Genomic DNA, 26178 nt, shown 5'->3' with positions numbered 1-26178 from the left:
CATGAACGAGGCAACTAACATCAATCAGGGTATCCGTGAACATCTCGGGCAGTTCTCGCTGCACGTCCTGCTGGTATTTGCGACCGGGCTGACGATCGGGTCCGAACGCGCCGTCGTGCCCGTCCTGGGCGAGGAGGTCCTTGGGGTCGAGTCGTTGTTCGTCATCGGCTCGTTCGTCGTCTCATTCGGCTTCGTCAAGGCCCTCCTCAACCTCTACGCCGGCAAGTGGGGCGAAGAGTACGGCCGCAAGCCGGTGCTCGTGGCCGGGTGGGCGACGGCCCTTCCGTTACCGCTCATCCTTATCTACGCACCGAGTTGGAACTGGATCACCGTCGGGAATATCCTGCTGGGGATCAACCAGGCGTTGACCTGGAGTATGGCGATCAACGCCAAGATCGACCTCGCCGGGCCAGACCAGCGCGGCCTCGCGGTCGGCATCGACGAGTCCTTCGGCTACACTGGCGTCGCGGTCGGGGCCTGGCTCACGGGTGCCATCGCCGGTCGGTGGAGTCTCCGGCCGGAGCCATTCTACTTCCTCGCGGTCGTCGTCGTGCTAGCGTTCCTTATCTCGATTTTCCTGATCAAGGAGACCGTCCAGTACGCCCAGGCGGAGGGCGATGCCGACGACCACGACGCGAACCTGCCGTTCAACGAGGTGCTGAAGCGGGCGACCTACGGTGACAGAACGCTGTTCGCCGCCGCACAGGCCGGCCACATCGAGAACTTCGTCGACACGCTGTTCTGGATCGCCGTCCCGCTGTACCTCACCAGTCAGGGGCTCGGGATTGCAGCCGTCGGGGTCGTCGTCGGCGTTCACAGTGCGATGTACTTCCTCCAGATCGGGACCGGTGGCCTCGCGGATCGCATCGGTCGCCGGCCACCCGTCGTCTGGGGGATGTTCCTCGCAGGGGCGGGTGTCCTGGGAATGGTTATGGTTGAAGGATACCTCCTGTGGACGGTCCTGGCGGCGGCCTCCGGTCTAGGGATGGCGCTGCTGTATCCGAACCTGATGACGGTGCCGAGCGACGCCGCCCATCCGACGTGGCGGTCGGCCGGGATGGGCGTCTACCGGATGTGGCGCGACGCCGGCTACGGCGTCGGCGCGATTCTCATCGGCCTCTCGATGGAGTTCGTGAACATCGAGGCCGCATTCTACATGACCGCCATCCTGATGTTCATCTCCGGGGCGGTGGTGTACGTCTGGATGGAGGAGACCCACCCCGAGTTCGGGACGCACGAGCCTCCAGCCCCTGCTTCCGAACCGACGACGCGGACGGTCATGGAGAAGTAGGCCCCGTTCCTCGGTCGTCGCTGTCGATCCGCTCATCATTGAATCGATGACCGAACGGCATGGTGATTAGATGAGCTATTATGCAGGAGGGGTGCCGTCTGACCAGGGCTTCACCCTGTCAGCCCGGGGTTAAGTGGCCCCATGAGCACCGGCCCGACGGGCATCACTAGTACGGGACGACAGCCTTGCGATCGCTGTATTTTTGAGATTTCTTCCGTTTCCTACCGAGACAATCATCAAGTACGTCAACTTTCGACGCTTCGGGTTTGACCACCGATATCAACAGCAGGCCCCGATATCTGAACGTTTTTATCGGTATCCCCTTTATCCGTCGACATGGACAGCGGGGTTGTACTATTGAACTTCGGGGAGCCGGAACAGCCGATCAGGGAGGACGTCGTCGACTATCTGGAACGGATTTTCTTCGCGAACGCCGACATCGAGGGCGAGACTACCGAGGCGGAGGCTCGAGAGCGAGCAGAACAGCTCGCACAGCGGCGTGCCCCCGGCCTCATGGAGGAGTATGAGGAGATCGGTGGCTCACCCCTACAGTTGCATGCTAAGACCCAGGCGTCGATGCTCGAGACCGAACTCCGGGATAGGGGGTACGACTCGACGACGTACGTTGGGATGCAGTACACGGAACCATTCATCGACGAGACGGTTTCGCGTGCTCGCGAAGACGGGGTGGACCAGCTGATCGGACTGCCGATCTACCCACTCTGTGGTCCTTCGACGACAGTCGCTGCACTTGAGGAGCTGAACGCGGCAATCGAATCGCTGGAGTGGAACGTGACGGTCAGCGAGCTCACAGGCTGGCACCGCCACTCGGTCTACACTCGTCTCAGGGCCGATAACATCCGGTCGTTCCTCCGGACGAAGGGCCTCACCCTCGACGCGGACACGCAACTCGTCTTCTCTGCACACGGGACACCGCAGTACTACCTCGACGGGGGGAGCCGATACGTGGAGTATGTCGAAGAGTTCTGCGAGGCAATCGCCGCCCAACTCGGCGTCGAAGACTACGAACTTGGCTATCAGAACCACGAGAACCGTGATGTCGACTGGACACAGCCGGATGTCGAGGACGTCGTCGAGGGCCTCGAGGCCGAGCGGGTGGTCGTCGAACCGGTCAGTTTCATGCACGAGCAGTCGGAGACGCTCTCCGAACTCGACGTCGAACTCCGTGAGGAGGCTGAGGAAGAGGGTCTGGGGTTCCACCGGGTCCCTATCCCGTACGACGACGAACGGTTCGCCGGCCTGCTGGCCGACCTGGTCGAACCGTTCCTCGCCGGCTTCGACCCGGGATACTACAATCTCCGGCGGTGCCAGTGCCGAGACGACCCGACGGCGTTCTGCCTGAACGCCCCCCAAAATCGATGACCGTCGGCATCGTCGGCGCGGGAATAACCGGCCTCGCGGTGACGCATTACCTTTCCGAGCGGGATGTCGACGTTGTGACCTTCGAGGCCGCCGCAGAACCTGGCGGCGTAATCGAGTCCCGACGCGCCGACGACCACGTATTGGAATACGGTCCACAACGCATCCGGCTGGTGTCCCAACTGGAGGCGCTCATCGACGACCTCAACCTCCGGGAAGAAATGTTGGTCGCCGACGAGGACTTGCCCCTCTACGTGTACGCTGAAGAGCGCCTACGGGAGGTCCCCCGGTCGCTGCGGGGGTTTTTAGAGACCGACCTCCTTTCTTGGCGGGGGAAGCTCCGCCTCCTCGCGGAACCGCTGACCAGCAACGCCAGCACCGATGAGCGGGCTGCGACGCTGTTCCAGCGCAAGTTCGGGCACGAGGCCTACCACAACGTGATTGAACCGTTGTTCGGCGGTATCTTCGGGTCCGACCCTTCGGAGATGCCGGCCGAGTACTCCCTCTCACGACTCGTGGCCATGGAGGAGCGGAGGGGGTCGCTGCTCCGGGTCGCCGTCGACCGCCTCCTGGGTGACGGTGACGTCCCACCGCCGGTCTCGTTCACCGATGGTCTCCAGTCGCTCCCGGAAGCCATCTACGACGCCCACCGGCCATACGTTCACTTGGACACAACCGTCGAGGCGGTCCGGGCCGACGGTGACGGCTATAGACTCGAGACTGGCGGAAGCAACGCCCGGGTGGACGAACTCGTGGTGACGGTGCCAGCCGCCGACGCGGCATCGCTGCTGGTCGACCTGGAGTCAGCCTCCCCTGGCCCGCTCCGCGACCTCACATACAACCCCCTGGCCCTCGTGTTCCTGAAGGCGTCTGTCGATCGGCAAGGGTTCGGCTACCAGGTCCGGCGCGACGAACCTCTCCGGACGCTGGGCGTCACATGGAACGCGAGTCTTTTCGACCGAGTCGGCGTCCACACGGCGTTCCTCGGCGGGATGGACGACCCAGAGGCCGTGGAGCTGCCGGCGGAGGAACTTGGCGCCATCGCAAGCCGAGAGTTCCAAGACGTCCTGGGCGTCGAGCCCTCCGTCATTGATGTCCGGAAGATGCCCCGAGCGTTCCCGGCCTACGACACCTCTTGGGCGGCGCTCGACGAGGTATCGCTGCCAACGGATGTCCACCTGGCGACAAACTACACGGGCCGCATGGGTGTCACCGCTCGACTCAGAGAGGCCGAGCGGCTCGCAACCAGACTGGCGGGATCCGAAACCGGGACGACGGTCACCCCCGAAACCGCCTGAGTTGGTCGGACCGCTCGAGTCATTCGTCCCACTCGAAGGACTTCGCCGTCTCCACGAACGTCCGGACGCTCTCGACGGGCGTCTCCCGGTGGACGCCGTGGCCCAGGTTCAGGATATGTCCCTCCGGGCCCGCGGCCTCGATGACCGATCGGGTTTGACGGCGGACAAACTCCTCGTCGCCGAATAGGAACTGCGGGTCAAGGTTCCCTTGGACGGGGGTCTCACCCAGCTGTCGTCTGGCCGCCGCCATGTCGACAGTCCAGTCCAGCCCGATAACGTCGGCGCCAGTCTTCTCGAGGAGGTCAATCTTGCCATCCATCCCACGGACGAACACGATTGAGGGGGCGTCCAGGTCCGAGAGAATCTCCTCGTGGACCGGCTGGACGAACTCCTCGTAGTCGCTGCGCGAGAGAACGCTCGCATACGTGTCGAACAGCTGTACCACATCGGCGCCTTCTTCGATCTGGTACTCGAGGGATTCCCGGACGGCTGTCGCGAACGTCTCTAGGAGCGACCGGAATGCCTCAGGGTGTTCGACTCGGAACCGGCGGATCGGGTCGTGGCGGTGGGAGACGCCGCCGGCCACCACGTAGGAGGCGAGGGTGAACGGCCCGCCTGCGAAACCGATGAGCGCGGTTCGGTTGCCGACACTTGTTCGGAGTCGACCTAGGAGGTCACCGACGAAATCCAGCGACGAGCGGACGTCCTGGCGCTCGCGTTCGATGTCGTCGGGGCCCTGGACGGGATTCTCCACGACGGGCCCGACGCCCGACTCAACGTGGTACTCGAACCCCAGTGGCTCAAGCACTGTGAGAATGTCCGAGTAAATGACGAGACCGTCTGGTTCGTACAGCTTCCAGGGAAGTAGCGTAATTCGTTCGGCAATCTCCGGCGTCTCGATCGCCTCCCTGAACGAGTGGTTGCTTCGTATCTCCCTATACTCCGGAATGTGTCGTCCCGCCTGACGCATCAGCCAGACCGGCGGCCGCTCGGTTCGTTCCCCCCGCGCAGCCCGCACAAGCAGATTGTTCATCGATGGGGACAGGGCGAGGAACCAGGTAAATGATTCCTTACAGTTCCATGTCCTGGGACTCGTGCCGTTGATACATCTCCCCGACCATCGACTCAAAAGACCCGCTCGTTAACCGAGACACCTAGGAATCGGACCACGTGACACCCGTTAACCGACCCTGGGCCGTAAGTACCGGCAAGTGACACCCATGGGGACCAACGACGCATCCACGCGGTTCGAAGGCGACACGGCGCTACCGACCGACTCGGCCACGCTCGTGGAGGGAGTACCCGGACTAGGGATGGTTGCGGCGATCACGGTCGACCAGCTCCGGACGCAGCTCGGGCTCGAACAGCACGGCACCATCGTCTCAGAGGACCTCCCGCCAGTCGTGGCGTTCCAGGACGGCCGCGTCAGGGACGCTGTGCGGGTCTACGCCGGCCGGGATCCGGCGGTGATGACCCTGGAGAGCGACGTCCCGATCCCGCCTGCCGCTGTCGACTCGCTGAGCCAGTGCGTCATCGACGATCTGGCCGAGTCCTTAGAGCGCGCCGTCTTCCTCGCGGGCGCACCCGCCCAGTCGGAGGAGCAGATCGGCGAGGTGGTCGGCGTCGCGACGACGATGGACCTGGAGCATGCGCTGGCCGACGCCGATATCGCGCTTGCGGAGGGGTCGGGCGCGGTCGGCGGTGTTACTGGTTCGCTTCTGAAGGACTGCTACCACGCCAACCTGCCGGCGGCGGTCCTCATCGTTGGGTCGAACCCTTACCTGCCAGATCCGACGGCGGCCCGGGCCGTCATCGAGGACGCCCTTGAACCGCTCGTCGACTTCGATGTCGACACGGGAGCGCTCGTCGAACGGGCCGAGGAGATCCAACAGTAGAAACAACAGATCGCCGAGCAGCTACAGCAATACCGCGAGAGCGACCAGCCCGACCAGTCCAGCGTCCGCGGAATGTACCAGTAAGGGAACTTCGCGGGGCCGGATACACCGTAGACGGGTCAGGCGTACATATGGGGCGGACCCCCTTAGATGTCCGTGACAGCTCATAGCCGGCGGGCGAGTGCCAGCTTTTGGGAATCGTAACGGCGTACTTGTGCCCATCTCGCGTATTTCCGAACGTAGTCGACTCGATAGCGTCCGTACCGCAGACCAAAGAAACTGCGGCACAAACCAACATGCACATATCCGACATCATCTCAGCTGAGTACGTCTCGCTCGACCCCGACGCAAGGGTCTCCAAGCTCGCCGGCGCGTTCGAGGACCCTGAGGTCCGGGGCGTGATCGTCCACGGCGAGGAGTTCGAGGGGGTCGTCACGCGAACAGAACTGGCGACCTCCCACCGCCACCCGGACGGGAAGGTCGGCTCGCTCATCCGGCACGTCCCTCGACTTGCCCCGGACGAGGACGTCCGCGAAGTCGCGCGGCTCATGATCGACAGTGACTCGCGGGTCCTCCCGGTCTTCGAAGGCCGGGAGCTCCGCGGGGTCGTCACCGTTGACGACGTCCTCGGCGCGGTCGAGCCGTACCTTGAGGCGGCGACGGTCGCAGATGCCGCCTCGAAGGACCTCGTCACCGTGGAGCCCGGGTCGCCCGTGGACGAGGTCCTTCACAAGTTTCGGGACAATCACGTCACGCACCTGCCGGCCGTCGCGGACGACCAGGCGGTTGGCATCCTCAGCCTCCACGACGTGGTGGCGGTCACCGTCCGGCCGGAACACCGCAGCCAGGGCGGCGACCCCGGCGGACGGGACGCCTTTGGCGGGACCGGCACCGGGAGCACCGGCACTACCCACGGCGGATACGGGGCTCGCGAGGGCGAACTCAATCGGGTGCTGGACCTGCCGGTCCGTGACGTTATGGTTTCGCCGGTCCGGACGACACATTCCGACGCGACCCTCGAGACCGCCGTAACGGCAATGTTCGACGCGGGTGTGTCGTCGCTGGTCGTCACCGCCGACGGCCGCCCAACGGGAATAGTCACGAAGACGGACGTCCTCAAGGCGCTCACCTGGGAGGCCGAGGGCAACCGTGCCGTCGAGGTGAACGGCACCGACCTCCTGGGGGACACCGATTATGACGAGGTCGTCGCGATGATCGATCGCTTCGATGACCGTAACAGCGATATGGCGGTCTTGGGCGCGAAGATTCACCTCCACGAACACGACGAGCGGCGCCGCGGAACGTCGCTGTTGCTTGCGCGTGTTCGTCTACACACTGACCGTGGGCTGTTCGTGGCCTCCGGCGAGGGGTTCGGCGCGGGCCAGGCTATAGCGACAGCCCGTGACGTCCTTGAGCGGCGGCTCCGCGATGCGAAGACCCACGGCAAGAGCAAGAAGCACCCTGACGCGGACTTCTGGGAGCAGCGCTTCGGCTGGATGCTCAAGGCGTGACGCGACACGTGGCGGCATAGCGGGACGGGACGCGATGCGTCGCCTCGTGGTCGCAACCGTTCCGAACGGGGGAAGAACGAAGGCCAGCTCGGACGAACGTCCCACCATGGCACCCGTTCGTCGACTCGTCATCGACGTCCTGAAACCTCACGAACCACCGATTGTCGAGTTCACGACCAGACTCTCGGGGATCGACGCGGTCGACGGCGTGAACGCAACGCTCGTCGAACTCGACAAGGAGGTCCAGAACGTCAAGCTCACATTCGAGGGGGATGCGCTGAGGTTCGACCCCATCGAGGCAGAGATCGAGCACTTGGGCGGGGCCGTCCACTCGGTCGACCAGGTCGCTTGCGGGGAGTATATCGTCGAGGATCGCCCGACACCGCAAGACCGCTAACTGTGACCTCGATTCGCCGGTTCCTCGAGCGACTGGTGGCGAGGGAGGATGTCCTAGCGATCTCTCGACGGTATTTCGTCTCTAACGGGTTCGATGGGACACTGACGAGTATCGGCGTCATTGTCGGCGCTGTGCTCTCGGGGGTACCCAACGGCCTTACCGTGATCAAGATCGGTCTCGGCGCCGCCGTCGGACTCGGAACGTCAGCAGTCTGGAGCGTCTGGGAGATAGAGCGGGCCGAGACCAGAGCCGAGATACACCGCCTGGAGCGGGCAATGCTGGTCGACCTCAACGATACGCGCATTGAGCGCGAGCAGGCCGGTGTCCGCGTGGTCCACGCGACGATGAGTGGCCTCGGCCCGATTATCGGGATCCTCGTCCCCCTCTCCCCATTCCTGGTCGCGGGGACGGTCCTCACGATGGTCGAGGCAGCGCTCGTCGCCGTCGCACTCGGAGTCAGCGTTCTCGGTGTGTTCGGCGCGTACATGGGTTCAATCTCGGGCCAGCGGTGGTATGTAGCGGCCGCTAGGATGGGGCTCGCGGGGCTCGTCGTTGCCGCCATCAACGTGTTTCTCCCGGGATAAGTACCCGTTCCGGACGCGTCGGCGGACACAGGAATCATCCTGGGGTACCCTCACGCCTCGAACCGTCTGACGGCCCCCGCGACTGCGAGATAAGCGGGGAGACACACCAGCATGATGCCGCCCAGAATCGCCCAGTCAGCGGTGCCGAGCGGGATTGTCCCGAAGTACCGGTTGAGCGGCGTGTATAGGACCGCTAGCTGCGCTGCGAGCGAGACGAGCACGGCACCGGCCAGCCAGGGATTCGAGAACGTCGGCGTCTCCCGCAGCCAGCGGATTACGTACAGCTTCTCGAACTCGAGGACGACGAACCCGGTGAACACCATCGTCAACGCGTACGGCGTGACGCTGGCCGCGCCGGCCAGCGAGAAGAACATCAGACCGAGCATGACGACCGTGGTCACGAGACCGGTCCCACCAATCAGCCCAAGCATCCCCCGATCGACGATCCCCCGGTCCGGGTCGCGCGGTGTCCGTTCCATCACGTCGCCGCTCTCCGGGTCCGCGCCGAGCGCCAGCGCGGGGAGCCCGTCGGTAAGGAGATTGATCCACAGCAGCTGCACCGCCGGGAGAATTAGATAACCGAACAGTGAGGCGAGGAACACGATGGCTACCTCAGCGACGTTCGCGCTCAGGAGGTAGGCGACGAACTTCCAGATGTTGTCGAAGATCGCCCGACCCCGCTCGATCGCCCGCTCGATGGTCGCGTAGTTATCGTCCAACAGCACGACGTCGCTGGCCTGCCTGGCGACGTCCGTCCCGCGCTCTCCCATTGCCACACCGATGTCCGCGTTCTTCAGCGCCGGGGCGTCGTTGACGCCGTCGCCCGTCATCGCGACGACGTGACCGTTCCCCTGCAGTGCCTGCAGGATGCGGACCTTATGTTCCGGAGAGGTCCGGGCGAACACGTCGACCGACTCGACCCGGTCACGGAGCTCCTCGTCGCTCAATCCCTCTACGTCCCGTCCCTCGAGGACCTCTTGGCCCATGCCGAGCGAGCCGGCGATGGCGGCCGCCGTCCGGACGTTGTCCCCGGTGACCATCTTCACGTCGATGCCGGCACGCCTGGTCGCCTCGATAGCGTCGGCGACCTCATCGCGTGGCGGATCAATCATCCCCACGAGACCCACGAAGACCAGGTCGCTCTCGAGGTCGTCGGGGTTGTCCGCGTAGGCTACCGCGAGGACGCGAAGCGCGTCGTCGGCGAACTCGCCCGTTCGCTCCTCGACCCGTGCCGCTCGCTCCTCGGTGAGCTCGACTGGTCCGTCGTCGGTGAGAATTCTGGAGGCCATCGACAGTACGACCTCCGGCGCCCCCTTGACATACCCTCGGTCGCCGTGGATCGTCCCCATCCACTTCCGCTCGGAGGAGAACGGGATCTCGTCGGTCCGGGGATTCTCGGCGCGGAGGCTCTCGACGTTTATTCCGCAGGAGTCGGCAGCTTGGACCAGCGCCTGCTCGGTCGGTTCACCCTCTTCAACCGTCGCGTCGTTGCACAGGGCACCGGCTTCCAAGAGGCGATGGACGCGGTCGGTCGGCCCGGACTCCGTGCGGTCAGAAGCCTTGGGCTCCTCGACGTCGCCCAAGTCGGCGATGGTGTCGTCAACCCAGACACGGCTTGCCGTCATCCGGCCCTCCGTGAGCGTCCCAGTCTTATCCGTGCAGATGACGTCGACAGACCCCAGCGCTTCAACGGCCGGGAGTCGACGGACGAGCGTGTTCTCATCGGCCATCTGGCGCACACCGAGCGCCAGCGTGAGGGTGACGACGGCCGGCAGCCCCTCCGGTACCGCTGCGACGGCTAGTGAGACCGCCGTGAGCCCCGTCTCGACGAGCGGTGTCCCGCGGAACCACAGGAGGGGTACGACAAGCGCGGAGAGGGCGATCACGCCGAGACCGAGGGTCCGCCCGAGGTCGTCCAGTTCGCGCTGGAGGGGCGTGTCCGTCTCTTCGGTGGCCGCCAGTTGGTCGGCGATAGCGCCCATCTCCGTCTTGGATCCGGTCGCCGAAACGACCGCGACGCCGTGGCCCCGGGTGACATTCGTCCCTTTGTACACCATCGAGTCACGCTCGGCGAGCGGCGTATCCGGCGCCACCGGCTCCGGGTCCTTGTTCACCGGCAGGCTCTCGCCGGTCAGCGAGGCCTCCTCGACCTCGAGTTCTGTCTCCTCGAGGAGCCGCCCGTCGGCCGGGACGACGTCGCCGCTGGAGAGCTCGACGACGTCGCCGGGGACGAGTTCGGTCGCATCGGTCTCGACTGTCTCTCCGTTGCGGCGGACCTCGGCCGTCGGGGCGGTGAGCTCCCGAAGTGATTCGAGACTCCGTTCGGCGCGGTAGTCTTGGACGAACCCGAAGATCCCGTTCGCCACGACGATGATCGCGATGAGGGCCGTATCGACGGTGTGGCCTGCCACCAGCGACAGGACCGCTGCCGCGACCAGAACCCAGATGAGGACGCTGTCGAATTGCGCGACGAAAATCTTGAGCGGCGAGCGTCCCGAATGGGCCGTGAACTCGTTTTCTCCGTGTCGCTCGAGCCGCCGCTGGGCCTCCTCGGTCGACAGCCCCTCCTCGTCGGTGTCGAGTTCCGCGACGACCTCCTCCTGAGTCAGGCTATGCGATCGCTCTACCACTGTGTGCGTCTCCGACCGCGACCGTTGTAAAGGACTCCCTCCCGACGACTCCGTTGCCGGTCTACGTGCCCGTCCCGGATCACCGTCCGTAATCGATTATGTCCGATGCTGGCACGGCGGAATGGTTTTCACGGTGGTCGCAGAGTAATAGCTGTGAGCACCCCCGATTCCGAGACGGTACTCGCGGTGGTCGACTCATGGGATTGGCGCCATTGGATTGGGGTCGTCCTGTCGATGGGGATCGCGGCCGTGCACCTCTACATCGGGTATACGTATTCCGAGCAGGTGTTTTTCGTCATTGGTGCTAGCTTCCTCATCGGCGTCGTGCTGTACTTCACTAGGTTCTGGCACCCAGTGCTGTACCTCCTCGGACTCGTCCACATTGGCGCCCTCGCCGTCACCTGGGTGCTCTCCGGGATGCAGTTCCTCGATTGGGGGCTGCTCACCGGGGTGCTGAGCGCCGGGCTCGGGCTGATTGCGCTGTCGCTGTTCATCGAGGAGAGCGAAGTCGTCGATGGGTCTTGACTAGCTTGCAGAGGGCCAACGATTCGAAGTCGTTCTTGGCCCCGGCGACAGACCCTGGAGACGCATACGCCTTGGATTGATCGACGAAGACGACTCCATCTCAACTGCTGTCGGGTTGTAGTAAGTCTCGTGGAGTAAAACCCGCCGGGGTACGGCAGCCAACTGCTGATCCTAATTCTAGCTCCGTTCCCTGGAGGCCGTCAAGACCAACCCGGGCCAGGCGTTGCGCAACCCCGCTCCGGTTCCTCACGGAACGACGGTCACAGTGACCGGCGCACGTCGGACGACGCGTTCGGCGACGCTGCCGAGTACCAGCCGATCCAGCCCGGTCCGACCGTGACTCCCAACGATGACGTGGTCGGAGCCGTCTCGACCAGCCCGCTCGACGATGACGCGGGAGGGGTCGCCGACCTCGACGTCGGTGATGACAGACGCCTCGCCGGCAAGACTGGCGACCGACTCGCGACACTCGGATAGGAGCCGTTCGGCCGCCGACTCGACATGATCGTACCACGCGTCTGACCCGTGGGGTGGTGCGTCCCGGATGTCGTCTATCAGGCCTCCGCCGTGCGCGTCGCTCGGATCAACGACGTGGAGGAGGACCACCTCGGCCGGCTCGTGTCTGGCGAACGCGTGCTCGACCGCCCGCCGCGATGGCGGCGACCCGTCAACTGCGACGAGGAACCTCCCGTCTCCCGTTCCGGTTGAACAATCACGTACCACGGTCACGGGAACGGGCGCCCGGCGGACGACCGTCTCGGCGACGCCACCGAGGAGGATTTGCCTCGCGCCCGCCTGTCCGTGCTCACCCATGACGACGCCGTCGAACCCGTCGGCGTACTCTGGGATGGTCCTTGAGGGCGGACCGTATGCGATATCGGTGTCGACGTCGACGTCAGCATCCGCGGCATACTGTTCGACCGTCTCGAAGACGTCTGTCGCCGACTCCCGTTCACGTTCGTACTTGTCCTCCCGATAGCCGGAGACGCGTTCGGCTTCCGACTCCGAGTCGACGACGCCAATCACGTACAGTACCGTGATGCGAGCATCGGGGAATTCGGTCAGGGCGTACTGAAGAGCGGTCTCGGCCGGGGGATGACCGTCCATGGGAACGAGCAGGTCTGGCATGGGTGGATACTATCCGGTGAGAGGAGGTACGGGTCGGAAGGCGAAAAGCGAAGGGGAAGATGTCATCACCCGGCGAGTCGCGGCCAGGCGGTTATCTGACGACCGAGACGAGGGCCGGGGAGCGTCGCATGACCGTCTCGGCGACGCTCCCCATCGGTAGCGACGATCCGTCGTCACGACCATGGCTTCCCATCACGATGATGTCGACATCGTTCTCCTCGGCTACCGAGACTATCTCTCGCCACGGCTCGCCGACCTCCAGTTGTGTATTGACCTCGCTATCGTAGTCGGCGGCAATTCGTTTAGCCTCCGCGAAGATCTCCTCTGAACGTTTCTGTGACCGTTCGTACCACTCTTGAATCGTCTCCGCCGTCGGGCGGTCGTTCTCAGTCTCCCACTCCTCGAACGGCGTCATGACGTGGAGGACGAGGACGTCCCCCTCGGAGTGTTCCTTGAGGGCGTGCTCCAGACCATCCTTTGACTTCGGGGATCCGTCCATCGGCACGAGAATCGACTCGACCATAATGAGGGTTACACCGCCGAGGGGATAAGGTCCTGTACTCGCCCGGCCGTGCTCGACGACCGGCCCATAGTATAGTCACGTAGAGCCTCGACCCGCGTCGCAGAATCAATCCTGAACAGTCATCCACGAATCTGAATCAAGTGTCGAGAACGACGCCGAGAACTATCGTGCTGCCGAAGATGAAGACGACGGAGGCTGCCAGTGCAAGGTTCGCGATCCGGGCTGTCTGTTCGGTCACGGAGGCGAGCATCCGGACGTCGGCCGTGATGATCAGCAGCGCACAAACGGTGTTGAAAAATAAGTCCAAGGCGGTGTCAAGGAGTCCATAGTATTCGAGCACGGGCGGGGCCCCACCCGGTCACCGATTTTGCGGGCAAATAATTCAATCAGTTCCCAGAGTACGCCAGCAGCCAGTACGAACAGCAGTGTGAAGGCCACGGTGTACGCCTCAGAGAGCTCCAAACCGGGTACTTGTGCGTCAACCGTGTGGAGACTCGCGTGGACGATAGCCGCGAGGACCGCTGCTGAAACCGTGTGGGTCAAGTGGTCCCACCAAGAGACTGTATCGTACCACTCGATCATCCCGATTACGTGGAGAAGCCCGGCGACCGCGAGTGCAAGCGACAGGCGGGTTGCGAACGCCACATCAATTCCCGTGGCCCCGAATCCGACCTCGAGGATATCTGGCATGAGTGCGACAATGATTGCGCCGGCGGCGTTCGCGACAGCGGGTCCGTTACCTGTGTGCACCCCGATCAGGAGTCCGGTTACGATTCCAGTTTAAGGATCCCGAGTACGCGACCTGAAGCAGTGTCACCATACTGGCCGTCGATTCGCTTGTCCCCAATAGGCGCCACTCAGATAAATCAAACCTCCACCAGTAAGCGTGACGACGCCGGGGCTTACCGGCCGGATCTGGTTATCGTATTTGTCGACGTGCCCACATATAAATGCACAGATGTCGAACGAGATCTCATGACGTCCGTCCGGAACATCGTAGAGGGGCGGGGGTTTGCGAGTAACGCTTGTGACCTCGAGGGCGACTCAACGGTTCTTGTCAACGCGGGCGACGACTTCACGCAGACACCCGTGTCGAGACGGCCATCGACAAAGTGCTTGTGAGTTGTCGCCCAGCGCAGATCGACACCGTCGAGGATGTGTTCGCAACAAGTCCAGTCGGCGAATTCGTAGTCGCTAGCACCGCGACCTGGGCCGCTCTTTGAATCACGGCTAGATTCGATACAGAGTTTCCCCGACGTGGAACATGTCGAGGGACCTCCTTAAGGCTGAGTGGCGACGTGACTGCTGAACCCGTGGTCTTTATTTCTCGATCGGTGTCTTGACGACGGTGACGGGGTGTTCGGCCATTCGGACGATCCGTTCGGCGACGCTGCCGAGCAGCCGGCGATACTCTCCCGAACGGTTTTTCGAACCGACGATTGTCAGCCCGACGTCAGCTTCCTCGCTGTATGCGAGGATCTCCTCGTGAGGGACGCCATGGCAAATGACCGACTCTGTCTTGACACCGGCTTCGTCCGCATGATCGACGATTGCCGCTACCGCGTCGCGACCCGCTTGTTCAAGCGCAGACTCTAGCCCTTCGAACTCGTGAACGTACTCGTCCCCGGGATAGGAGCTGTAGGCCTCCGCATCGACAACGTACAGGACGTGGAGTTCGGCTCCGTAACGCTGGGCGGCATCGATGGCGTGTTCGATCGCCCGGTCGACGCCCGCACTCATGTCCGTCGGCAAGAGGATTCGATTGTACATATAGAGAGAAACGATTGAGAATCAGATATATTGGACGACTAAATCCCAGTATCTGAGACCTCCCCCAGAATATTGGAGCTGCCGTGACGGCCGTGCAGTGCCTGGTGGATTTCACCCTCCAAGAGAGGACTACGTGTAGATGGACCGCGAGAGTCGATTCGTGCCGCGGACGACGTGTGGACCACTCTCTAGTCCCAGTCTACGGTTGTCTCGGCCACCACCACAACCCGGAGTACTACGACCTCAGCGTCGACGTCGGTAATCGGCTCAGCGAGAAACTGCCGATGGACCGGCGTGTGTCGCCAGCGGCATCCCCTGCGGCGAGCAGGTCGTGGCAGTGACCGACAGGAGGGGAAGCCTCCAGTTCGAACTACTGGACGAACAGGCCGTAACCGGGACGACGGAGCGAGGCCGACGGGTGGGTCGCCGACCGGCTAGACCTCTCGTGGGTATGCCACGGCGGTGAGTTGGTCCGCCAAAACGTCCGGTCAGTCCGCTAGGGCGTCAATTGCCCGCCCGCGTTCGCGGACGAGCTTCCGCTCGATGGCGTTCAGCCGCTGGGAAACCCCAGATGGGGTGATCCCGAGCTCGTCGGCGAGGTCGTCGAGGCTTGCCTCCCGGGGCTCCTCGTAGTAGCCGGCGCCGATGGCGACGGCCAGCGCCTCCCGTTGCTTCTCGGTCAGCGTCACGCCCACCGTCGCGTCCGGGCCGTCGTCGACTCCCGAGCGGATTTGCTCCAGGGAGACCGTCGCGTCAGCCTCCCGGAGGTCCTCGATGATCGCTCGGAGGGTCGCCCGCTCCGGAATCACCAGGGAGTACACGAGGGTCCCGTCTCTGACGGACTCGAGGTTGGCAATGCAGTCGTGCCCCTCGACGATTGCACACGGGCAGGCCGCATCCACGGGCGTCCGCTGGTAGTGGCAGGTCTCATCGTTGTTGATCGCAACCTGGCAGATTTCCTCGCCGTCGAACTCCGAGCGAGTCAGTGACTGCTTGACCGAGTCGAGATCGCGGTTCTGGAGCGGACACCCTCCGGCAGCGTCAATCTCGACGGCCAGCCGCACGTCGAGCGGGCCGGCCGGACCCTCACGGTCCCTCCGCCCAGCGGATGTACGTGACATTACAGGTGGACCTATGGACGACGTAGTCAAGAGCCCCTGCGACGAGTCCTGAAAAATGAGAATCAATCAGTTCACGACGTCTGACCGCTGAAACCACGTAGAGGCCCGTCGGATGCTAGTCGGACGGTATCTCGGCGACCGGTGTTTCGCCCGATTCGAGGTCAGGCGTGGCGACCTTGTAGAGGCCCCACAGCAGCAGGACTGCCAGGCCGGCCAGGACCAGACCGGTCCGCAGCGTCGGGTCGACGAACGGGGTGGCGATCACCTCGCCCGCTTCGTTGGTCAGCGGCGCGGCGCCGTACGGTTCGCCCGCGAGCATCTCGACGATGCCGAGGATGACGATGCCCAGCAGCATCAGCGCTGCGCTGAGCCCCATCGCCGTCCGGTCTATTACGTTGAGTTCTGTGTTGGTGTTCATGGTTCTCTCACCGCCTAGCCGAGCAGGTACTTCAGTTTCGGTCGGTTCCTGATGAACTTCGTCCGCTCGATGATCGCGTCGAGGCCGTAGTAGCGGCCGGTTGCGAGCACGATCATGGTGACGAACAGCAGCAGGCCCATGAGGTCGCCGTTCACGAGGCCGTGTCCGAAGTCGGCGTTGCCGACCCAGAACAGCGTCATGAACAGGGCACCGAAGACGGAGGCGAGCCTCACGAGCGCCCCTGCCATCAGGCCGAGCCCGATGAGGGTCTCACCGAGCGGCACCATCGGCTCGATGAGCCACGCGAGGTTGTTCCCCATCCAGACTGGGAGGGGACCGAGCGCGGTCCCATCCATGCCTTGCAGGTAGATGGGCCCGTAGCTGTAGGCCAGCCCGTCCTCGATGAGCTTCGTCACGCCGGAGTGGAAGAACCACCAGCCGGTGACGATGCGCAGGAACGCGAGCCAGTACGCCGTCAGCGCCCCCGAGAGCTCGAGTTCGAACTCCTCCGATAGGGGGTTGGCCGCTTGGTATGACATGGTTTTCTCACCCTACAGGTGAGACGAGGGGAGCCGATCCCGAATCACCTTGGCACCAATATACAGCCTTTCAAGTGGGGTCGCTTACTTGCCAGGGAAGATCCTGGTCCCTGACGACGTGAAGACGATCCTCCTCTCGGGGCGCGCCGGTGACGGCAACTACGGCGCTCGCAAGCGCGAAGCCGACGACGGATACCGGGAGCTAGGCATCCAGTGTGACCGGTACGACCCCCACCGACCCTCGATGGCCGTGCCGAGCGGATAAAACGCTGTATATCAAGCGACGGTGGGACCCGTCGCCACGATGAGGAACTAACCGTGGACCGCGACCCGACGCGACGCGCGGCACCGCGCTTGATTATGCCACACTGCCAGAACTGCGGTTCGTTCGTTACGACCACGTATGTCCGCGTGGTGACGCCCGACGAGGTGGACCACCCGAGGGTCTGTCCGTACTGTCCGGATCTCATCCGGGATGGCGCCGAGGTACGGGAGGCCCGTTCGAAGCGTCGCCGAGACGTGGCAGTACCTGCTCGATAACGCACAGAAAAGGAGAACGAATCGGCGGGCAGCCGGGAACGGCTACCCCTTCTTGTAGGTGACGCCGCTCCCTGTACCGGGGTACTCCCACTCGACGTTGCCGTGCGTGCAGGCCCAGCGGCAGCTACCGCACTCGAGGCAGTTCTCATAGGCTATCTCGGGAACGCCCTCATCGCCCTCTCGCCAGACCCCTGCCGGACAGACCGACACGCAATCGTAGGTCGTACACCGTTCGGCGCAGAGCCCGGGAATAGTCACGTCCAGATGTGACTCCCCTGGGTCATCGTACTTGACGGTGTAGAGGCGGTCTTCGAGCGAGTCGTTCTCGACGTCCGGGGTGTGTGGTTCAACACTCATACTAGGTCACTATCTTCCTGTAGCGGAGCGCGAGCCTGGCAGCGCCGGAGTAGCCGCCGACGGCCTCTAGGATGCGCTCCTTCGCGTTCTCTGCGTGTGTTTCCTTGGGCTCCCGGTCGACCCGGAAGTACTCGGTGCCGGCGTCGGCCAGCGCCCGCGGCAATTCCTGGAAGACGAACTCGCGGTCCGCCTCGACGGCCTCCATCAGCCACTCATATCGCTGGAGATTCCGGACGACGAACGATTCTTCGAGAGCCTCGGGGTAGGCCTCAAGGGTGGCTGCGTCGGTTTGGCCATCCGGCGTGGCGTCGACGATGGCGTCAGCCGCGTGGACGCCGCTCTCGACGGCCATGTTCGTCCCCTCTAGGTGGACGCCGTTGTTGAGCACGAGGCCGGCGGCATCGCCGACGACGACGGCGCCGTCGTGGACCAGGTCCGGGACGGACTGGATGCCACCTTCCGGGATGGTTTTGGCCGCGTACTCGACGGTCCGGGCCCCCCGCAGCAGCGGCGCGACACTGGGATGGGTCTTGAACGCGTTCAGCGTCCCCTCGGGGTCCGGCTGGGTCGTCACGGCGTCCGAGATTCGGTAGGCGAGGCCGACGCTCACCGAGTCGCCGTTCGTGTAGATGAAGCCGCCACCGAAGGCGTCGCCGACAGCCCCTTCACCGAAGTAGTGGTAGGCCGCGCCGGCGTCCCCCGAGAGACGGAAGCGGTCGGCGATTGCGTGCTCGTCGTCGGGAAACTCTAAGACTTCCTTGACTGCCACGGCGACGTTCTCGCGGTCCTCGGTTTCCTTGAGGTCCGCGCCCTCGCTGACCAGCGAGTTGCCACCCTCCGCGAGGACGACGTACGGGGCACGTAGCGTGCCGCCCGGGCGGTCTGTCTCGACGCCGACCACGCGGTCCTCCTCGCGGACGAGGCCAGTTACGGTCGTCTCCGTGACGAGCGTTGCGCCGGCTTCGACGGCCTGCTCCGCGAACCAGCGATCGAACTCGCCGCGGAACACCGTATAGGAGTCATTGTGCGGCGGTTCGTGCCATTCCCCGGGGCTGATCGAGACGGCCGTCTCGTCGCGATCGGTGAGCATCCCGTAGCGACGCTCCGCGATGTACCGCTCCAGTGGCGCCTCCTCGAGGTCGACTAGTTCGCGGATGGTCGGCGTGTAGAGGACGCCCCCGAAGACGTTCTTCGCGCCTGGGTAGCGGCCCCGCTCGATCAACAGCACCTCGAGGTCCGCCTGGGCCATTCGGAGGGCGGCCGCGCTACCGGATAGCCCGGCACCCACGACGACGACGTCGAAGTGGTCGTCATAGTCCGGCGTCTCCGTGTCCCTTTCAGCCAGTGGGTCCTCAGCGGTCGTAGTATCGGTCATGGTGTTACCTCCGGTGTATCGGTCTCCTCGAGAGCTTCGGCCAGCGCCGGGCAGACCTCGAAGAGGTCGCCGACGATGCCGTAATCGGCGTGCTCGAATATTGGTGCATTCGGGTCGTTGTTTATCGCGACGACGACGTCGCTGTCGTTCATCCCCTCGAGGTGTTGGACAGCGCCGGAGATGCCAACGGCGACGTAGAGCTCCGGCCGGACAGTCTTGCCCGTCTGGCCGACCTGTCGGGAGCCTTCGATCCAGCCTTCGTCCACCGCGCGTCGGCTCGCCGCGACTTCGGCGTCGAGCGCGTCCGCAAGCCGTCGAATCGGCGCGAGGTCCCCGTCGACGCCGCCTCCAGCGGCGACGATCCGGTCGGCCTCCGTGATGTCCACCGTTTCGTTGGTGTTGCGCTCTAGTACCTCCGTGAGGGTGTCAGCCTCGTCGACGACCACGTCGACGTGCTCGATTTGGCCCTCGCGGTCGGGTTCGGCGGGAGCCGACTCGAAGACGCCAGGGCGGATCGTCGCCATTTGCGGGCGGTGCTCCTCGCAGATGATCGTCGCGAGGACGTTGCCGCCGAAGGCTGGACGCCGGGCCTGCAGGACGCCATCGTCGTCGACGTCTATCTCGGTGCAGTCGGCGGTGAGGCCGGCGTGGCTCGGTACGGCGACCCGGCCAGCGAAGTCACGGCCGGTGTGGGTCCCTCCAATGAGTACAATCGACGGCTTCCGCGCCTCCACCATCGCCCGGAACTGCTCGCCGTAAGGGTCCGCACGGTACGGCTCGAAAACCTCGTCGTCGGCGACGAGCACGCGGTCGGCGCCGCGGGAAACCGCCCTCTCGGCGACGTCGTGGACGTCATGGCCGATCACGAGCGCGACGAGGTCCTCGCCGGTCTCTTCGGCCAGCGACTTCGCCTCCTCGAGCAGTTCCCAGGAGACGCCCATCACCTCCCCATCGTGCTCCTCGACGAAGACCCACACGTCTTCGTACTCTTCGGAGTTGACGTCGGTCACGGCAGCACCTCCGTGCCCGCGAGTTCGTCAATGAGTTCGTCGACTGTCCCGACCGTCACGCGTTCGCGTTCAACTCCCTCGATTGTGTCCATCCCGCCGACCTGCGTTGGCGATGCGGCGAGTCCGACCGTGTTCTCGTCGATGCCGAGGTCGTCGGCGTCCAGGGTCACCGGTTCGAACTCGGTCTCAGCGTAGATCTTCCGGTGGAGCCCGGCAGGTCGCGGGTGGTTCTCGCCGAAGGCGACGGCGACGACGACTGGGAGGTCAGCGATGACCCGTTCGTAGCCGCCCTCGACGTCGCGTCGCGCGGCCAGCTGGCCCGTCTCTGGGAGCGGCTCCAGTTCCTCAACATAGGTGAGCTGTGCCCACCCTAGGTGGGCAGCGATGCCCGGCGGTACCTGGCCCGTTGAGGAGTCCGTTGTCTCCTCGCCACAGACGACGATGTCGCCGTCGAGGTATTCGACCGTGCGGGCGAGCGTAAGGCTCGTTGGCCACGTGTCGCTGCCACCGAAGGCGACGTCAGAGACGAGGACACCGTCGTCGCAGCCCATCGCGACGGCCACCTCAAGGACCTCTGCGGCAGGCGGCGGCCCCATCGTCATAGCGACGACGCGCCCGCCGACCTCGTCGCGGATTCCGAGTGCCGCCTCCAGTGCATTCCGGTCGGGCCGGTTCAGGACCGCGGGCGCGCTCGACCGGTCGAGTCGCCCGGTGTCCGGGTCGATGCTGACTTCGTCGTCGTCCGGAACCTGCTTGATTCCGACGACGATGGTTGGATGATCGGTCATGGTATTGGCCTACCCCTCCCCCGTTTCCATCTTCGTCCACTGTCTGGATAACCCAGAACCCTCTATCCCAGCCGTCGAGAAAGACGGGTCCACTTTTATCAAAAGCGCTCCTAGTTCTCGGGGAGCACCCGTTCGTCTGACCGGCGGACGACGCTAGTCCGCTGGGTGACAGGGTCGACATACACGTTGTAGGCGGACCCGTCAGCCGTAGCTTCGACAACCCAGACATGGCGCTGCTGATCGGCGCCGGCCACGTCGATGTCGCGGTATCCGGCCTCACGGAGCGCCTCGTCAACGATGTCGATGGCTTGGGACTCGTTAGTCACCGTCCGGTCGGTTTCCGAGAGCCGGACGGTCATCACGGGTTGTTCCGAGTGGCGAACGACGCGCTCGGCGACGCTACCGATGAGCCGTCGCTCGATGCCCGACCGGCCATGCGTCCCCATGACGACGAGGTCGGCGTCAACGTCGTCCCCGTACGCGAGGATTTCCTCTGCAGGGTCGCCCGCCCGTATCTCGGAGACCGTCGCGACATCGTAGGCCTCGGCCAGCTCTTCGAGGGTCGCGACTGCCCGCTCGCCGACTTCCCGAAGTTTCGCTTCTGTCCCCGATGCGTCTGCCAGCACCGCACCGGCGTTCGAGTCCACTACATAGAGGAAGTGGACCGTCGCCCCATACTGTTCACCGAGGTCCAGCGCCTGCATCGCAACGTGGGCGGTACCTTTACTCCCGTCGGTCGGGACCAGTATGCGTTCGTGCATATTCGAATTAAGGACGGGGGACGAAAAATAGAGGCTAGCCGAATCCCAGAATCCGGGAATTCTCTCGTGGGGTCGATCTCGGCATCCAATCGAAGCTTGGCTCGTACTCAGGTTCAGATCCGGTGACCCGTTCATCCGCAATCGGGTCGACCTGATTGGCGCTGCTGACGACGAGGTGAAGGTATCGTGATTCTCCGATCCTGTATCTCGAACGGTGGGGACTGCATCAAGTTCCACGAGCGGCTGCGTTCAATTCCCATATGCTGAGATTTGATTAGTTGTTATATGCGGACCCATATCGAATCGCCGGTTGAGGACATTGACGGATACGTTCGTAGTGAGGTGGAGTTCAACGTGGGGACTTCACGGACTCGAGGCACTGGGACATCGGAAGGAGTCCCTTTATGAGTACCCGTTCGTCCTCTCGGTGCGGACGATCGAGAGGACTCCACAACGTGGCTGACCGCCAACGCGAACGCCGTCATGAACCTCAAGGAGCACTAATAATGTACGAACGAATACTTATTCCCACGGACGGCAGCGACGTCGCGGAAACAGCCATCGACCAGGCACTCGATCTCGCCGAGCGGTACGGTGCGGAGGTACACGCCCTGTTCGTCGTCGACACCGATTCGCTGAGCCTGACGCTCGGGGGCGAACAGCTGGACCGCATCGAGCAGGGCCGGTTCGATGAGATGGAGGAGGTGAAAGCTAAGGCCGAGGAGGCGACCGGCTATGTCGCCGAGCGCGCTAGCGAGCGTGGCCTGGATGTTGTCGAGCACGTCTCGGCGGGGCGGCCTCATGAGATGGTCGCGCAGTACGCCGAAGGCCACGGTATCGATTTGGTGGTGATGGGCAGCCATGGCCGCTCGGGCGTCCGGCGAGCATTGCTCGGAAGTGTTACCGAGCGGGTCCTCCGCGGGACCGACGTCCCAGTACTGGTCGTCGACGCACGCGAGAAAAAATAGCTCACGGGTCCGAAAGAGCGATTATCTCACCCTGTGTCCACCACGGGTGGGACGCCGACGCGAGGTGGGCACGTGCAGTCCGGGGCGCAGAGGCGACATGCTGTCCTATTCTCCCTGGAAACGAATTTCTGAACATTCAACGATTCGACGTGGTATCAGACGAGTTCGTCGATTGTCAGCCGAGGACGTACTCGAGCCGAGGATACTTCTCAATCAGTGGCTGGCCGTCGACCTCGTACTGCTCAACGTACTGATCAAGCCCGAGGATGCGGCCGGCACCGAAGGCAGCGACCGACAGGAACACGAGCATGTACATGAAGTCGGCGTTGATGGGGCCGTGGGCCATGTCCCAGTTCCCGAAGTAGAACAACAGCATCATGAGCGCGCCGAAGAACGCGGCCAACCGCGTCAACAGTCCGACCATGAGGCCGAGGCCGATGGCCACTTCGCCCCACGGGACGGCGATGTTGACGAACGCGACGAACCAATCGGTCTGGCCCATCCAGAGGAACATCTCCTCGAGTGGGTTGCCGTTCTGGGCGGCGACGTTCAGGAGGTACCCCTGCGCGTCGAATCCGACGAGGACCTTCTCCGCGCCCGAGTATAAGAACGCGAACCCGATGACGAGGCGCAACGCGAGCACGAACCAGGCACTCAGCGGGTGGGCGCGACCCTCGACGGTTACGCCCGCGAGTGTTGACTGGAACGTCGTGTCGTGTGCGTTTGTCTCTGACATAGGTCCAAGCTAACGGCTCGGTGGGTTATAAATTGAGGGCTGTCCTGTGACGATCCGATGACCACGGATTCGTTAGCAGGTGGACCGCTACCCCCGCATCAGCCGTGGACTCCCACGGCTCTCTGCAGCTTTCAGAGTGCCGTCATGGCACCTCCCGGTCGACGGAGTGAAGCTCTCTGTACGCATAGAGTACTGGACGTCGAAGTCGATGGGGACGACGAGACTGACGAGCGACCCACGAGAACTATCCCCCTTAATAGCTCAACGGCGAAGAACGGCCGTTATGGCGTGGCAATCGCGATCACCGTCTCGTAGTCGTTCGGCACGGACCGGGGCACCCTCCAACCCTTCGGTTCAAGGGGGCACGGAGCAAACGAACGCGTGATGGGCGACAGGGAACAAGGTTCGCGCGACGACCATGAGCAGGGTGTAAGTAGCGACGCCGCCGAGGAGGGTGAGACCTCCGAGGAACCACGGACGGAACAGTCGCTGATCGAGGACGAGGCCGAACCGCGCCACGCGCGTCGGGAGGTGGAGGCCAAACATGACCACGAGGGTCACGGCGGCCACGGGGACACCCACGGAGACCACGGCGGGATGCACGCCGGCCACGAGGAGATGTTCCGCCGACGCTTCTTCGTCTCGACACTGCTGTCGATTCCTGTCCTCCTCTACAGCGAGACTCTGCAAGCGTGGCTGGGGTTCTCGGTCCCGGCGTTCCCCGGGAGCGAATGGATCAGTCCCGTCTTTGCGGTGATAGTCTTCGCATACGGTGGCGTCCCGTTCCTCCGGATGGCCGTCCCCGAGTTGAAGGACCGTTCGCCGGGCATGATGACCCTCATCTCAATGGCTATCACCGTCGCATTCGTCTACAGCCTGGCGAGCGTTGCGTTCCCGACGCAGTCGGCCTTCTTCTGGGAGCTGGTGACACTGATCGACATCATGCTGCTGGGCCACTGGATCGAGATGCGGTCGGTCCGGCGGGCCTCCAGTGCGCTCGACGAGCTGGCGAAGCTGATGCCCGACACCGCCGAGCGCGTCACTGACGACGGCGAGACCGAGGAGGTCCCCGTACACAAACTGACGGAGGGTGACCTCGTGCTCGTCCGTCCCGGCGGGAGCGTGCCGGCGGACGGGGTCGTCGAGGAGGGTGACTCCGACGTCAGCGAGGCGATGATCACCGGCGAGTCCATGCCAGTCTCGAAGGAGCCCGGCGACGAGGTGATCGGCGGCACCGTCAACGGCGACGGGAGTCTCCGGGTGCGGATCGATGCGACTGGCGAGGACACGGCGTTGGCCGGCATCATGCGACTGGTGGAAGAGGCCCAGCAGAGCAAGTCTAAAACGCAGATGCTCGCCGACCGAGCGGCGGGCTGGCTCTTCTACGTCGCGCTGGCCGCAGCAGTCGTGACTGCCGTCGCCTGGACCGTCGCGGTACAGTTCAACGCCGAAGTCATCGAGCGCGTCGTCACGGTATTGGTCATCGCTTGTCCCCACGCGCTCGGGTTGGCGGTTCCGCTAGTCGTCGCCATCAACACGTCGCTTGCCGCGCGCAACGGGATGCTCATCCGGGACCGCATCGCCATGGAACGGGCGCGGGAACTCGACACGGTCATCTTCGATAAGACTGGGACGCTCACCGAGGGCGAACACGGCGTCGTCGGCATCGAGACGACCGACGGCATCGAAGAGACGGAGGCGCTCGAACTCGCCGCCGCCGTCGAAGGCGACTCCGAGCACATGATCGCCCGCGCCATCCGGGAGGCGGCCCACGAGCGCGGGGTTACGGCGCCCGATGCGATGGGCTTCGAGGCGCTGAAGGGCCGCGGCGTGCGGGCGACCGTTCGCGGCGAAACCGTCCACGTCGGCGGGCCAAACCTCCTGACACAACTCGATCGTGACGTTCCCTCTAACCTACAGACATTCGCAAACAAGGCGGGTGCGAACGCCCAGACGGTCGTCTATCTCGTCCGTGAAGGCGAGCCAGTTGCGGCGTTCGCCATGGCCGACGTCGTCCGCGAGGAGAGTTACCGGGTCGTCGAGGCACTACACGAGTTAGACATCGAGGTGGCGATGCTGACTGGCGACTCGGCGGACGTCGCCGAGGCTGTCGCCGAGGACCTCGGTATCGACACCGTGTTCGCGGAGGTCCTGCCCGAGGACAAGGACAAGAAAGTACAGGAACTGCAGGACCAGGGGAAGCTGGTGGCGATGGTCGGCGACGGTGTCAACGATGCACCGGCGCTCACACGGGCCGATGTCGGCATCGCGATCGGCAGCGGGACGGATGTCGCCGTCCAGTCGGCGGGCATCATTCTCGTCCAGAACAACCCGATGGACGTCGCCCGGTTAGTGAAACTGAGCCAGGCGAGTTACCGGAAGATGAAGGAGAACCTCGTGTGGGCGGCCGGCTACAACATCTTTGCCATCCCGCTGGCCGCGGGCGTCCTCGCGCCGTGGGGGATCCTCCTCTCTCCGGCCGTTGGGGCGTTGCTCATGTCGCTGAGTACGGTCATCGTTGCGATTAACGCACAGTTCCTGCGACGGGTCGACCTGGACATCCCGAGTCTCCCGGAGGTGTCACCGCCGCGCGATACGTCGCCGACCGGCTGATTTCGTTCGAAACGAGGGGT

The 26178-nt window shown here is 64.0% G+C and carries 28 protein-coding genes; 12 read left to right on the top strand and 16 right to left on the bottom strand.

What is annotated here, in order from left to right; all coding sequences use genetic code 11:
* The first annotated feature begins 1 nt into the window (after position 1).
* The 3 genes from HWV07_RS11280 to hemG all read left to right on the top strand — a co-directional run bounded on the left by HWV07_RS11280 (position 2) and on the right by hemG (position 3969).
* Complete coding sequence (locus tag HWV07_RS11280; protein ID WP_178334399.1) at positions 2 to 1291, top strand: MFS transporter; 1290 nt, start codon at positions 2 to 4, stop codon at positions 1289 to 1291.
* A 336-nt stretch (positions 1292 to 1627) separates the two neighbouring features.
* Positions 1628 to 2674: a ferrochelatase gene (gene hemH / locus HWV07_RS11275; protein WP_178334398.1), complete on the top strand. Its 1047-nt coding sequence runs from the start codon at positions 1628 to 1630 to the stop codon at positions 2672 to 2674.
* Entirely contained in the window at positions 2671 to 3969 is a 1299-nt protein-coding gene (gene hemG, locus HWV07_RS11270; protein ID WP_178334397.1) for a protoporphyrinogen oxidase, read from the top strand. Before hemH ends, hemG begins: the two co-directional genes overlap by 4 nt.
* A 19-nt stretch (positions 3970 to 3988) precedes the next feature.
* On the opposite strand, the gene hemE is transcribed toward hemG, so the two are convergent.
* On the bottom strand, positions 3989 to 5002 hold the full coding sequence (hemE, locus tag HWV07_RS11265) for a uroporphyrinogen decarboxylase (protein ID WP_178334396.1): 1014 nt from the start codon (positions 5000 to 5002) through the stop codon (positions 3989 to 3991).
* 187 nt (positions 5003 to 5189) lie between these two features.
* Between hemE and HWV07_RS11260 the strand changes: the two genes are divergently transcribed.
* The 4 genes from HWV07_RS11260 (at position 5190) to HWV07_RS11245 (ending at position 8356) form a co-directional block, all read left to right on the top strand.
* Complete coding sequence (locus HWV07_RS11260; RefSeq protein WP_178334395.1) at positions 5190 to 5864, top strand: proteasome assembly chaperone family protein; 675 nt, start codon at positions 5190 to 5192, stop codon at positions 5862 to 5864.
* Positions 5865 to 6160: 296 nt separating this feature from the next.
* A complete protein-coding gene (locus HWV07_RS11255; protein ID WP_178336052.1) occupies positions 6161 to 7375 on the top strand; it encodes a CBS domain-containing protein in 1215 nt (404 codons plus the stop codon).
* Between the two features lie 106 nt (positions 7376 to 7481).
* Positions 7482 to 7772 (top strand): DUF211 domain-containing protein, encoded by a 291-nt coding sequence (locus HWV07_RS11250; protein WP_178336051.1) that lies wholly within the window; start codon positions 7482 to 7484, stop codon positions 7770 to 7772.
* A gap of 2 nt (positions 7773 to 7774) precedes the next feature.
* Entirely contained in the window at positions 7775 to 8356 is a 582-nt protein-coding gene (locus HWV07_RS11245) for a VIT1/CCC1 transporter family protein (RefSeq protein ID WP_178334394.1), read from the top strand.
* Positions 8357 to 8406: 50 nt separating this feature from the next.
* Here HWV07_RS11245 and HWV07_RS11240 read toward each other — a convergent pair whose 3' ends face one another.
* Entirely contained in the window at positions 8407 to 10986 is a 2580-nt protein-coding gene (locus HWV07_RS11240) for a calcium-translocating P-type ATPase, PMCA-type (RefSeq protein ID WP_178334393.1), read from the bottom strand.
* Between the two features lie 153 nt (positions 10987 to 11139).
* Between HWV07_RS11240 and HWV07_RS11235 the strand changes: the two genes are divergently transcribed.
* The gene (locus HWV07_RS11235) at positions 11140 to 11511 is read left to right on the top strand and encodes a hypothetical protein (RefSeq protein WP_178334392.1); all 372 of its coding nucleotides are present in this window, start codon (positions 11140 to 11142) and stop codon (positions 11509 to 11511) included.
* Between the two features lie 246 nt (positions 11512 to 11757).
* Here the strand turns inward: HWV07_RS11235 and HWV07_RS11230 are convergent, their stop codons facing one another.
* The 8 genes from HWV07_RS11230 to HWV07_RS11200 form a co-directional block, all read right to left on the bottom strand.
* Complete coding sequence (locus HWV07_RS11230) at positions 11758 to 12639, bottom strand: universal stress protein (protein WP_178334391.1); 882 nt, start codon at positions 12637 to 12639, stop codon at positions 11758 to 11760.
* Between the two features lie 91 nt (positions 12640 to 12730).
* Entirely contained in the window at positions 12731 to 13162 is a 432-nt protein-coding gene (locus tag HWV07_RS11225; RefSeq protein ID WP_178334390.1) for a universal stress protein, read from the bottom strand.
* Positions 13163 to 13298: 136 nt separating this feature from the next.
* Positions 13299 to 13502 (bottom strand): hypothetical protein, encoded by a 204-nt coding sequence (locus HWV07_RS11220; RefSeq protein WP_178334389.1) that lies wholly within the window; start codon positions 13500 to 13502, stop codon positions 13299 to 13301.
* Positions 13433 to 13912, bottom strand: a complete 480-nt coding sequence (locus tag HWV07_RS20190; protein WP_484549441.1) for a DUF2238 domain-containing protein — start codon at positions 13910 to 13912, stop codon at positions 13433 to 13435. The genes HWV07_RS11220 and HWV07_RS20190 overlap by 70 nt, the downstream gene beginning before the upstream one ends.
* 570 nt (positions 13913 to 14482) lie before the next feature.
* Positions 14483 to 14932 carry a universal stress protein gene (locus HWV07_RS11215; protein ID WP_178334388.1) on the bottom strand — a complete coding sequence of 150 codons (450 nt, stop codon included), beginning with the start codon at positions 14930 to 14932 and terminating at the stop codon, positions 14483 to 14485.
* 488 nt (positions 14933 to 15420) lie between these two features.
* Positions 15421 to 16053 carry a helix-turn-helix domain-containing protein gene (locus HWV07_RS11210; RefSeq protein ID WP_178334387.1) on the bottom strand — a complete coding sequence of 211 codons (633 nt, stop codon included), beginning with the start codon at positions 16051 to 16053 and terminating at the stop codon, positions 15421 to 15423.
* Positions 16054 to 16168: 115 nt separating this feature from the next.
* Positions 16169 to 16471, bottom strand: coding sequence for a hypothetical protein (locus HWV07_RS11205; RefSeq protein WP_178334386.1), 303 nt, complete (start codon positions 16469 to 16471; stop codon positions 16169 to 16171).
* Positions 16472 to 16485: 14 nt separating this feature from the next.
* On the bottom strand, positions 16486 to 17010 hold the full coding sequence (locus tag HWV07_RS11200) for a DoxX family protein (RefSeq protein WP_178334385.1): 525 nt from the start codon (positions 17008 to 17010) through the stop codon (positions 16486 to 16488).
* Between the two features lie 88 nt (positions 17011 to 17098).
* Between HWV07_RS11200 and HWV07_RS11195 the strand changes: the two genes are divergently transcribed.
* On the top strand, positions 17099 to 17275 hold the full coding sequence (locus HWV07_RS11195) for a hypothetical protein (protein ID WP_178334384.1): 177 nt from the start codon (positions 17099 to 17101) through the stop codon (positions 17273 to 17275).
* 95 nt (positions 17276 to 17370) lie between these two features.
* Complete coding sequence (locus HWV07_RS19795) at positions 17371 to 17550, top strand: DUF7563 family protein (RefSeq protein WP_246279880.1); 180 nt, start codon at positions 17371 to 17373, stop codon at positions 17548 to 17550.
* Positions 17551 to 17592: 42 nt separating this feature from the next.
* Here HWV07_RS19795 and HWV07_RS11190 read toward each other — a convergent pair whose 3' ends face one another.
* The 5 genes from HWV07_RS11190 to HWV07_RS11170 form a co-directional block, all read right to left on the bottom strand.
* Positions 17593 to 17907, bottom strand: a complete 315-nt coding sequence (locus HWV07_RS11190; RefSeq protein ID WP_178334383.1) for a ferredoxin family protein — start codon at positions 17905 to 17907, stop codon at positions 17593 to 17595.
* A gap of 1 nt (position 17908) precedes the next feature.
* Complete coding sequence (locus HWV07_RS11185; RefSeq protein ID WP_178334382.1) at positions 17909 to 19282, bottom strand: FAD-dependent oxidoreductase; 1374 nt, start codon at positions 19280 to 19282, stop codon at positions 17909 to 17911.
* Positions 19279 to 20292 (bottom strand): electron transfer flavoprotein subunit alpha/FixB family protein, encoded by a 1014-nt coding sequence (locus HWV07_RS11180; RefSeq protein WP_246279749.1) that lies wholly within the window; start codon positions 20290 to 20292, stop codon positions 19279 to 19281. Before HWV07_RS11180 ends, HWV07_RS11185 begins: the two co-directional genes overlap by 4 nt.
* Complete coding sequence (locus HWV07_RS11175) at positions 20289 to 21080, bottom strand: electron transfer flavoprotein subunit beta/FixA family protein (RefSeq protein ID WP_178334381.1); 792 nt, start codon at positions 21078 to 21080, stop codon at positions 20289 to 20291. The genes HWV07_RS11180 and HWV07_RS11175 overlap by 4 nt, the downstream gene beginning before the upstream one ends.
* Before the next feature lie 110 nt (positions 21081 to 21190).
* Positions 21191 to 21841 (bottom strand): universal stress protein, encoded by a 651-nt coding sequence (locus tag HWV07_RS11170; RefSeq protein ID WP_178334380.1) that lies wholly within the window; start codon positions 21839 to 21841, stop codon positions 21191 to 21193.
* Positions 21842 to 22347: 506 nt separating this feature from the next.
* Between HWV07_RS11170 and HWV07_RS11165 the strand changes: the two genes are divergently transcribed.
* Positions 22348 to 22809: a universal stress protein gene (locus tag HWV07_RS11165; RefSeq protein WP_178334379.1), complete on the top strand. Its 462-nt coding sequence runs from the start codon at positions 22348 to 22350 to the stop codon at positions 22807 to 22809.
* A gap of 175 nt (positions 22810 to 22984) precedes the next feature.
* Here HWV07_RS11165 and HWV07_RS11160 read toward each other — a convergent pair whose 3' ends face one another.
* The gene (locus HWV07_RS11160) at positions 22985 to 23545 is read right to left on the bottom strand and encodes a DoxX family protein (protein ID WP_178334378.1); all 561 of its coding nucleotides are present in this window, start codon (positions 23543 to 23545) and stop codon (positions 22985 to 22987) included.
* 384 nt (positions 23546 to 23929) lie between these two features.
* On the opposite strand from HWV07_RS11160, the gene HWV07_RS11155 reads away from it, so the two are divergent.
* A complete protein-coding gene (locus HWV07_RS11155; protein ID WP_178334377.1) occupies positions 23930 to 26158 on the top strand; it encodes a copper-translocating P-type ATPase in 2229 nt (742 codons plus the stop codon).
* Positions 26159 to 26178 lie beyond the last annotated feature (20 nt).

It is taken from the genome of Natronomonas salina, from assembly GCF_013391105.1.
Taxonomy (GTDB): Archaea; Halobacteriota; Halobacteria; order Halobacteriales; family Haloarculaceae; genus Natronomonas; species Natronomonas salina.
The sequence above is the reverse complement of the archived record's forward strand: the minus strand, read 5'-3'. Positions and strand labels throughout refer to the sequence as shown.

What these genes read in the sequence shown, in the direction of transcription:
- HWV07_RS11280 (WP_178334399.1), top strand. Translation starts at nt 2, where the DNA reads ATGAACGAGGCAACTAACATCAATCAGGGTATCCGTGAACATCTCGGG.
- hemH (WP_178334398.1), top strand. Translation starts at nt 1,628, where the DNA reads ATGGACAGCGGGGTTGTACTATTGAACTTCGGGGAGCCGGAACAGCCG.
- hemG (WP_178334397.1), top strand. Translation starts at nt 2,671, where the DNA reads ATGACCGTCGGCATCGTCGGCGCGGGAATAACCGGCCTCGCGGTGACG.
- hemE (WP_178334396.1), bottom strand. Translation starts at nt 5,002, where the DNA reads ATGAACAATCTGCTTGTGCGGGCTGCGCGGGGGGAACGAACCGAGCGG.
- HWV07_RS11260 (WP_178334395.1), top strand. Translation starts at nt 5,190, where the DNA reads ATGGGGACCAACGACGCATCCACGCGGTTCGAAGGCGACACGGCGCTA.
- HWV07_RS11255 (WP_178336052.1), top strand. Translation starts at nt 6,161, where the DNA reads ATGCACATATCCGACATCATCTCAGCTGAGTACGTCTCGCTCGACCCC.
- HWV07_RS11250 (WP_178336051.1), top strand. Translation starts at nt 7,482, where the DNA reads ATGGCACCCGTTCGTCGACTCGTCATCGACGTCCTGAAACCTCACGAA.
- HWV07_RS11230 (WP_178334391.1), bottom strand. Translation starts at nt 12,639, where the DNA reads ATGCCAGACCTGCTCGTTCCCATGGACGGTCATCCCCCGGCCGAGACC.
- HWV07_RS11225 (WP_178334390.1), bottom strand. Translation starts at nt 13,162, where the DNA reads ATGGTCGAGTCGATTCTCGTGCCGATGGACGGATCCCCGAAGTCAAAG.
- HWV07_RS11215 (WP_178334388.1), bottom strand. Translation starts at nt 14,932, where the DNA reads ATGTACAATCGAATCCTCTTGCCGACGGACATGAGTGCGGGCGTCGAC.
- HWV07_RS11210 (WP_178334387.1), bottom strand. Translation starts at nt 16,053, where the DNA reads ATGTCACGTACATCCGCTGGGCGGAGGGACCGTGAGGGTCCGGCCGGC.
- HWV07_RS11205 (WP_178334386.1), bottom strand. Translation starts at nt 16,471, where the DNA reads ATGAACACCAACACAGAACTCAACGTAATAGACCGGACGGCGATGGGG.
- HWV07_RS11200 (WP_178334385.1), bottom strand. Translation starts at nt 17,010, where the DNA reads ATGTCATACCAAGCGGCCAACCCCCTATCGGAGGAGTTCGAACTCGAG.
- HWV07_RS19795 (WP_246279880.1), top strand. Translation starts at nt 17,371, where the DNA reads ATGCCACACTGCCAGAACTGCGGTTCGTTCGTTACGACCACGTATGTC.
- HWV07_RS11190 (WP_178334383.1), bottom strand. Translation starts at nt 17,907, where the DNA reads ATGAGTGTTGAACCACACACCCCGGACGTCGAGAACGACTCGCTCGAA.
- HWV07_RS11185 (WP_178334382.1), bottom strand. Translation starts at nt 19,282, where the DNA reads ATGACCGATACTACGACCGCTGAGGACCCACTGGCTGAAAGGGACACG.
- HWV07_RS11175 (WP_178334381.1), bottom strand. Translation starts at nt 21,080, where the DNA reads ATGACCGATCATCCAACCATCGTCGTCGGAATCAAGCAGGTTCCGGAC.
- HWV07_RS11170 (WP_178334380.1), bottom strand. Translation starts at nt 21,841, where the DNA reads ATGCACGAACGCATACTGGTCCCGACCGACGGGAGTAAAGGTACCGCC.
- HWV07_RS11165 (WP_178334379.1), top strand. Translation starts at nt 22,348, where the DNA reads ATGTACGAACGAATACTTATTCCCACGGACGGCAGCGACGTCGCGGAA.
- HWV07_RS11160 (WP_178334378.1), bottom strand. Translation starts at nt 23,545, where the DNA reads ATGTCAGAGACAAACGCACACGACACGACGTTCCAGTCAACACTCGCG.
- HWV07_RS11155 (WP_178334377.1), top strand. Translation starts at nt 23,930, where the DNA reads ATGGGCGACAGGGAACAAGGTTCGCGCGACGACCATGAGCAGGGTGTA.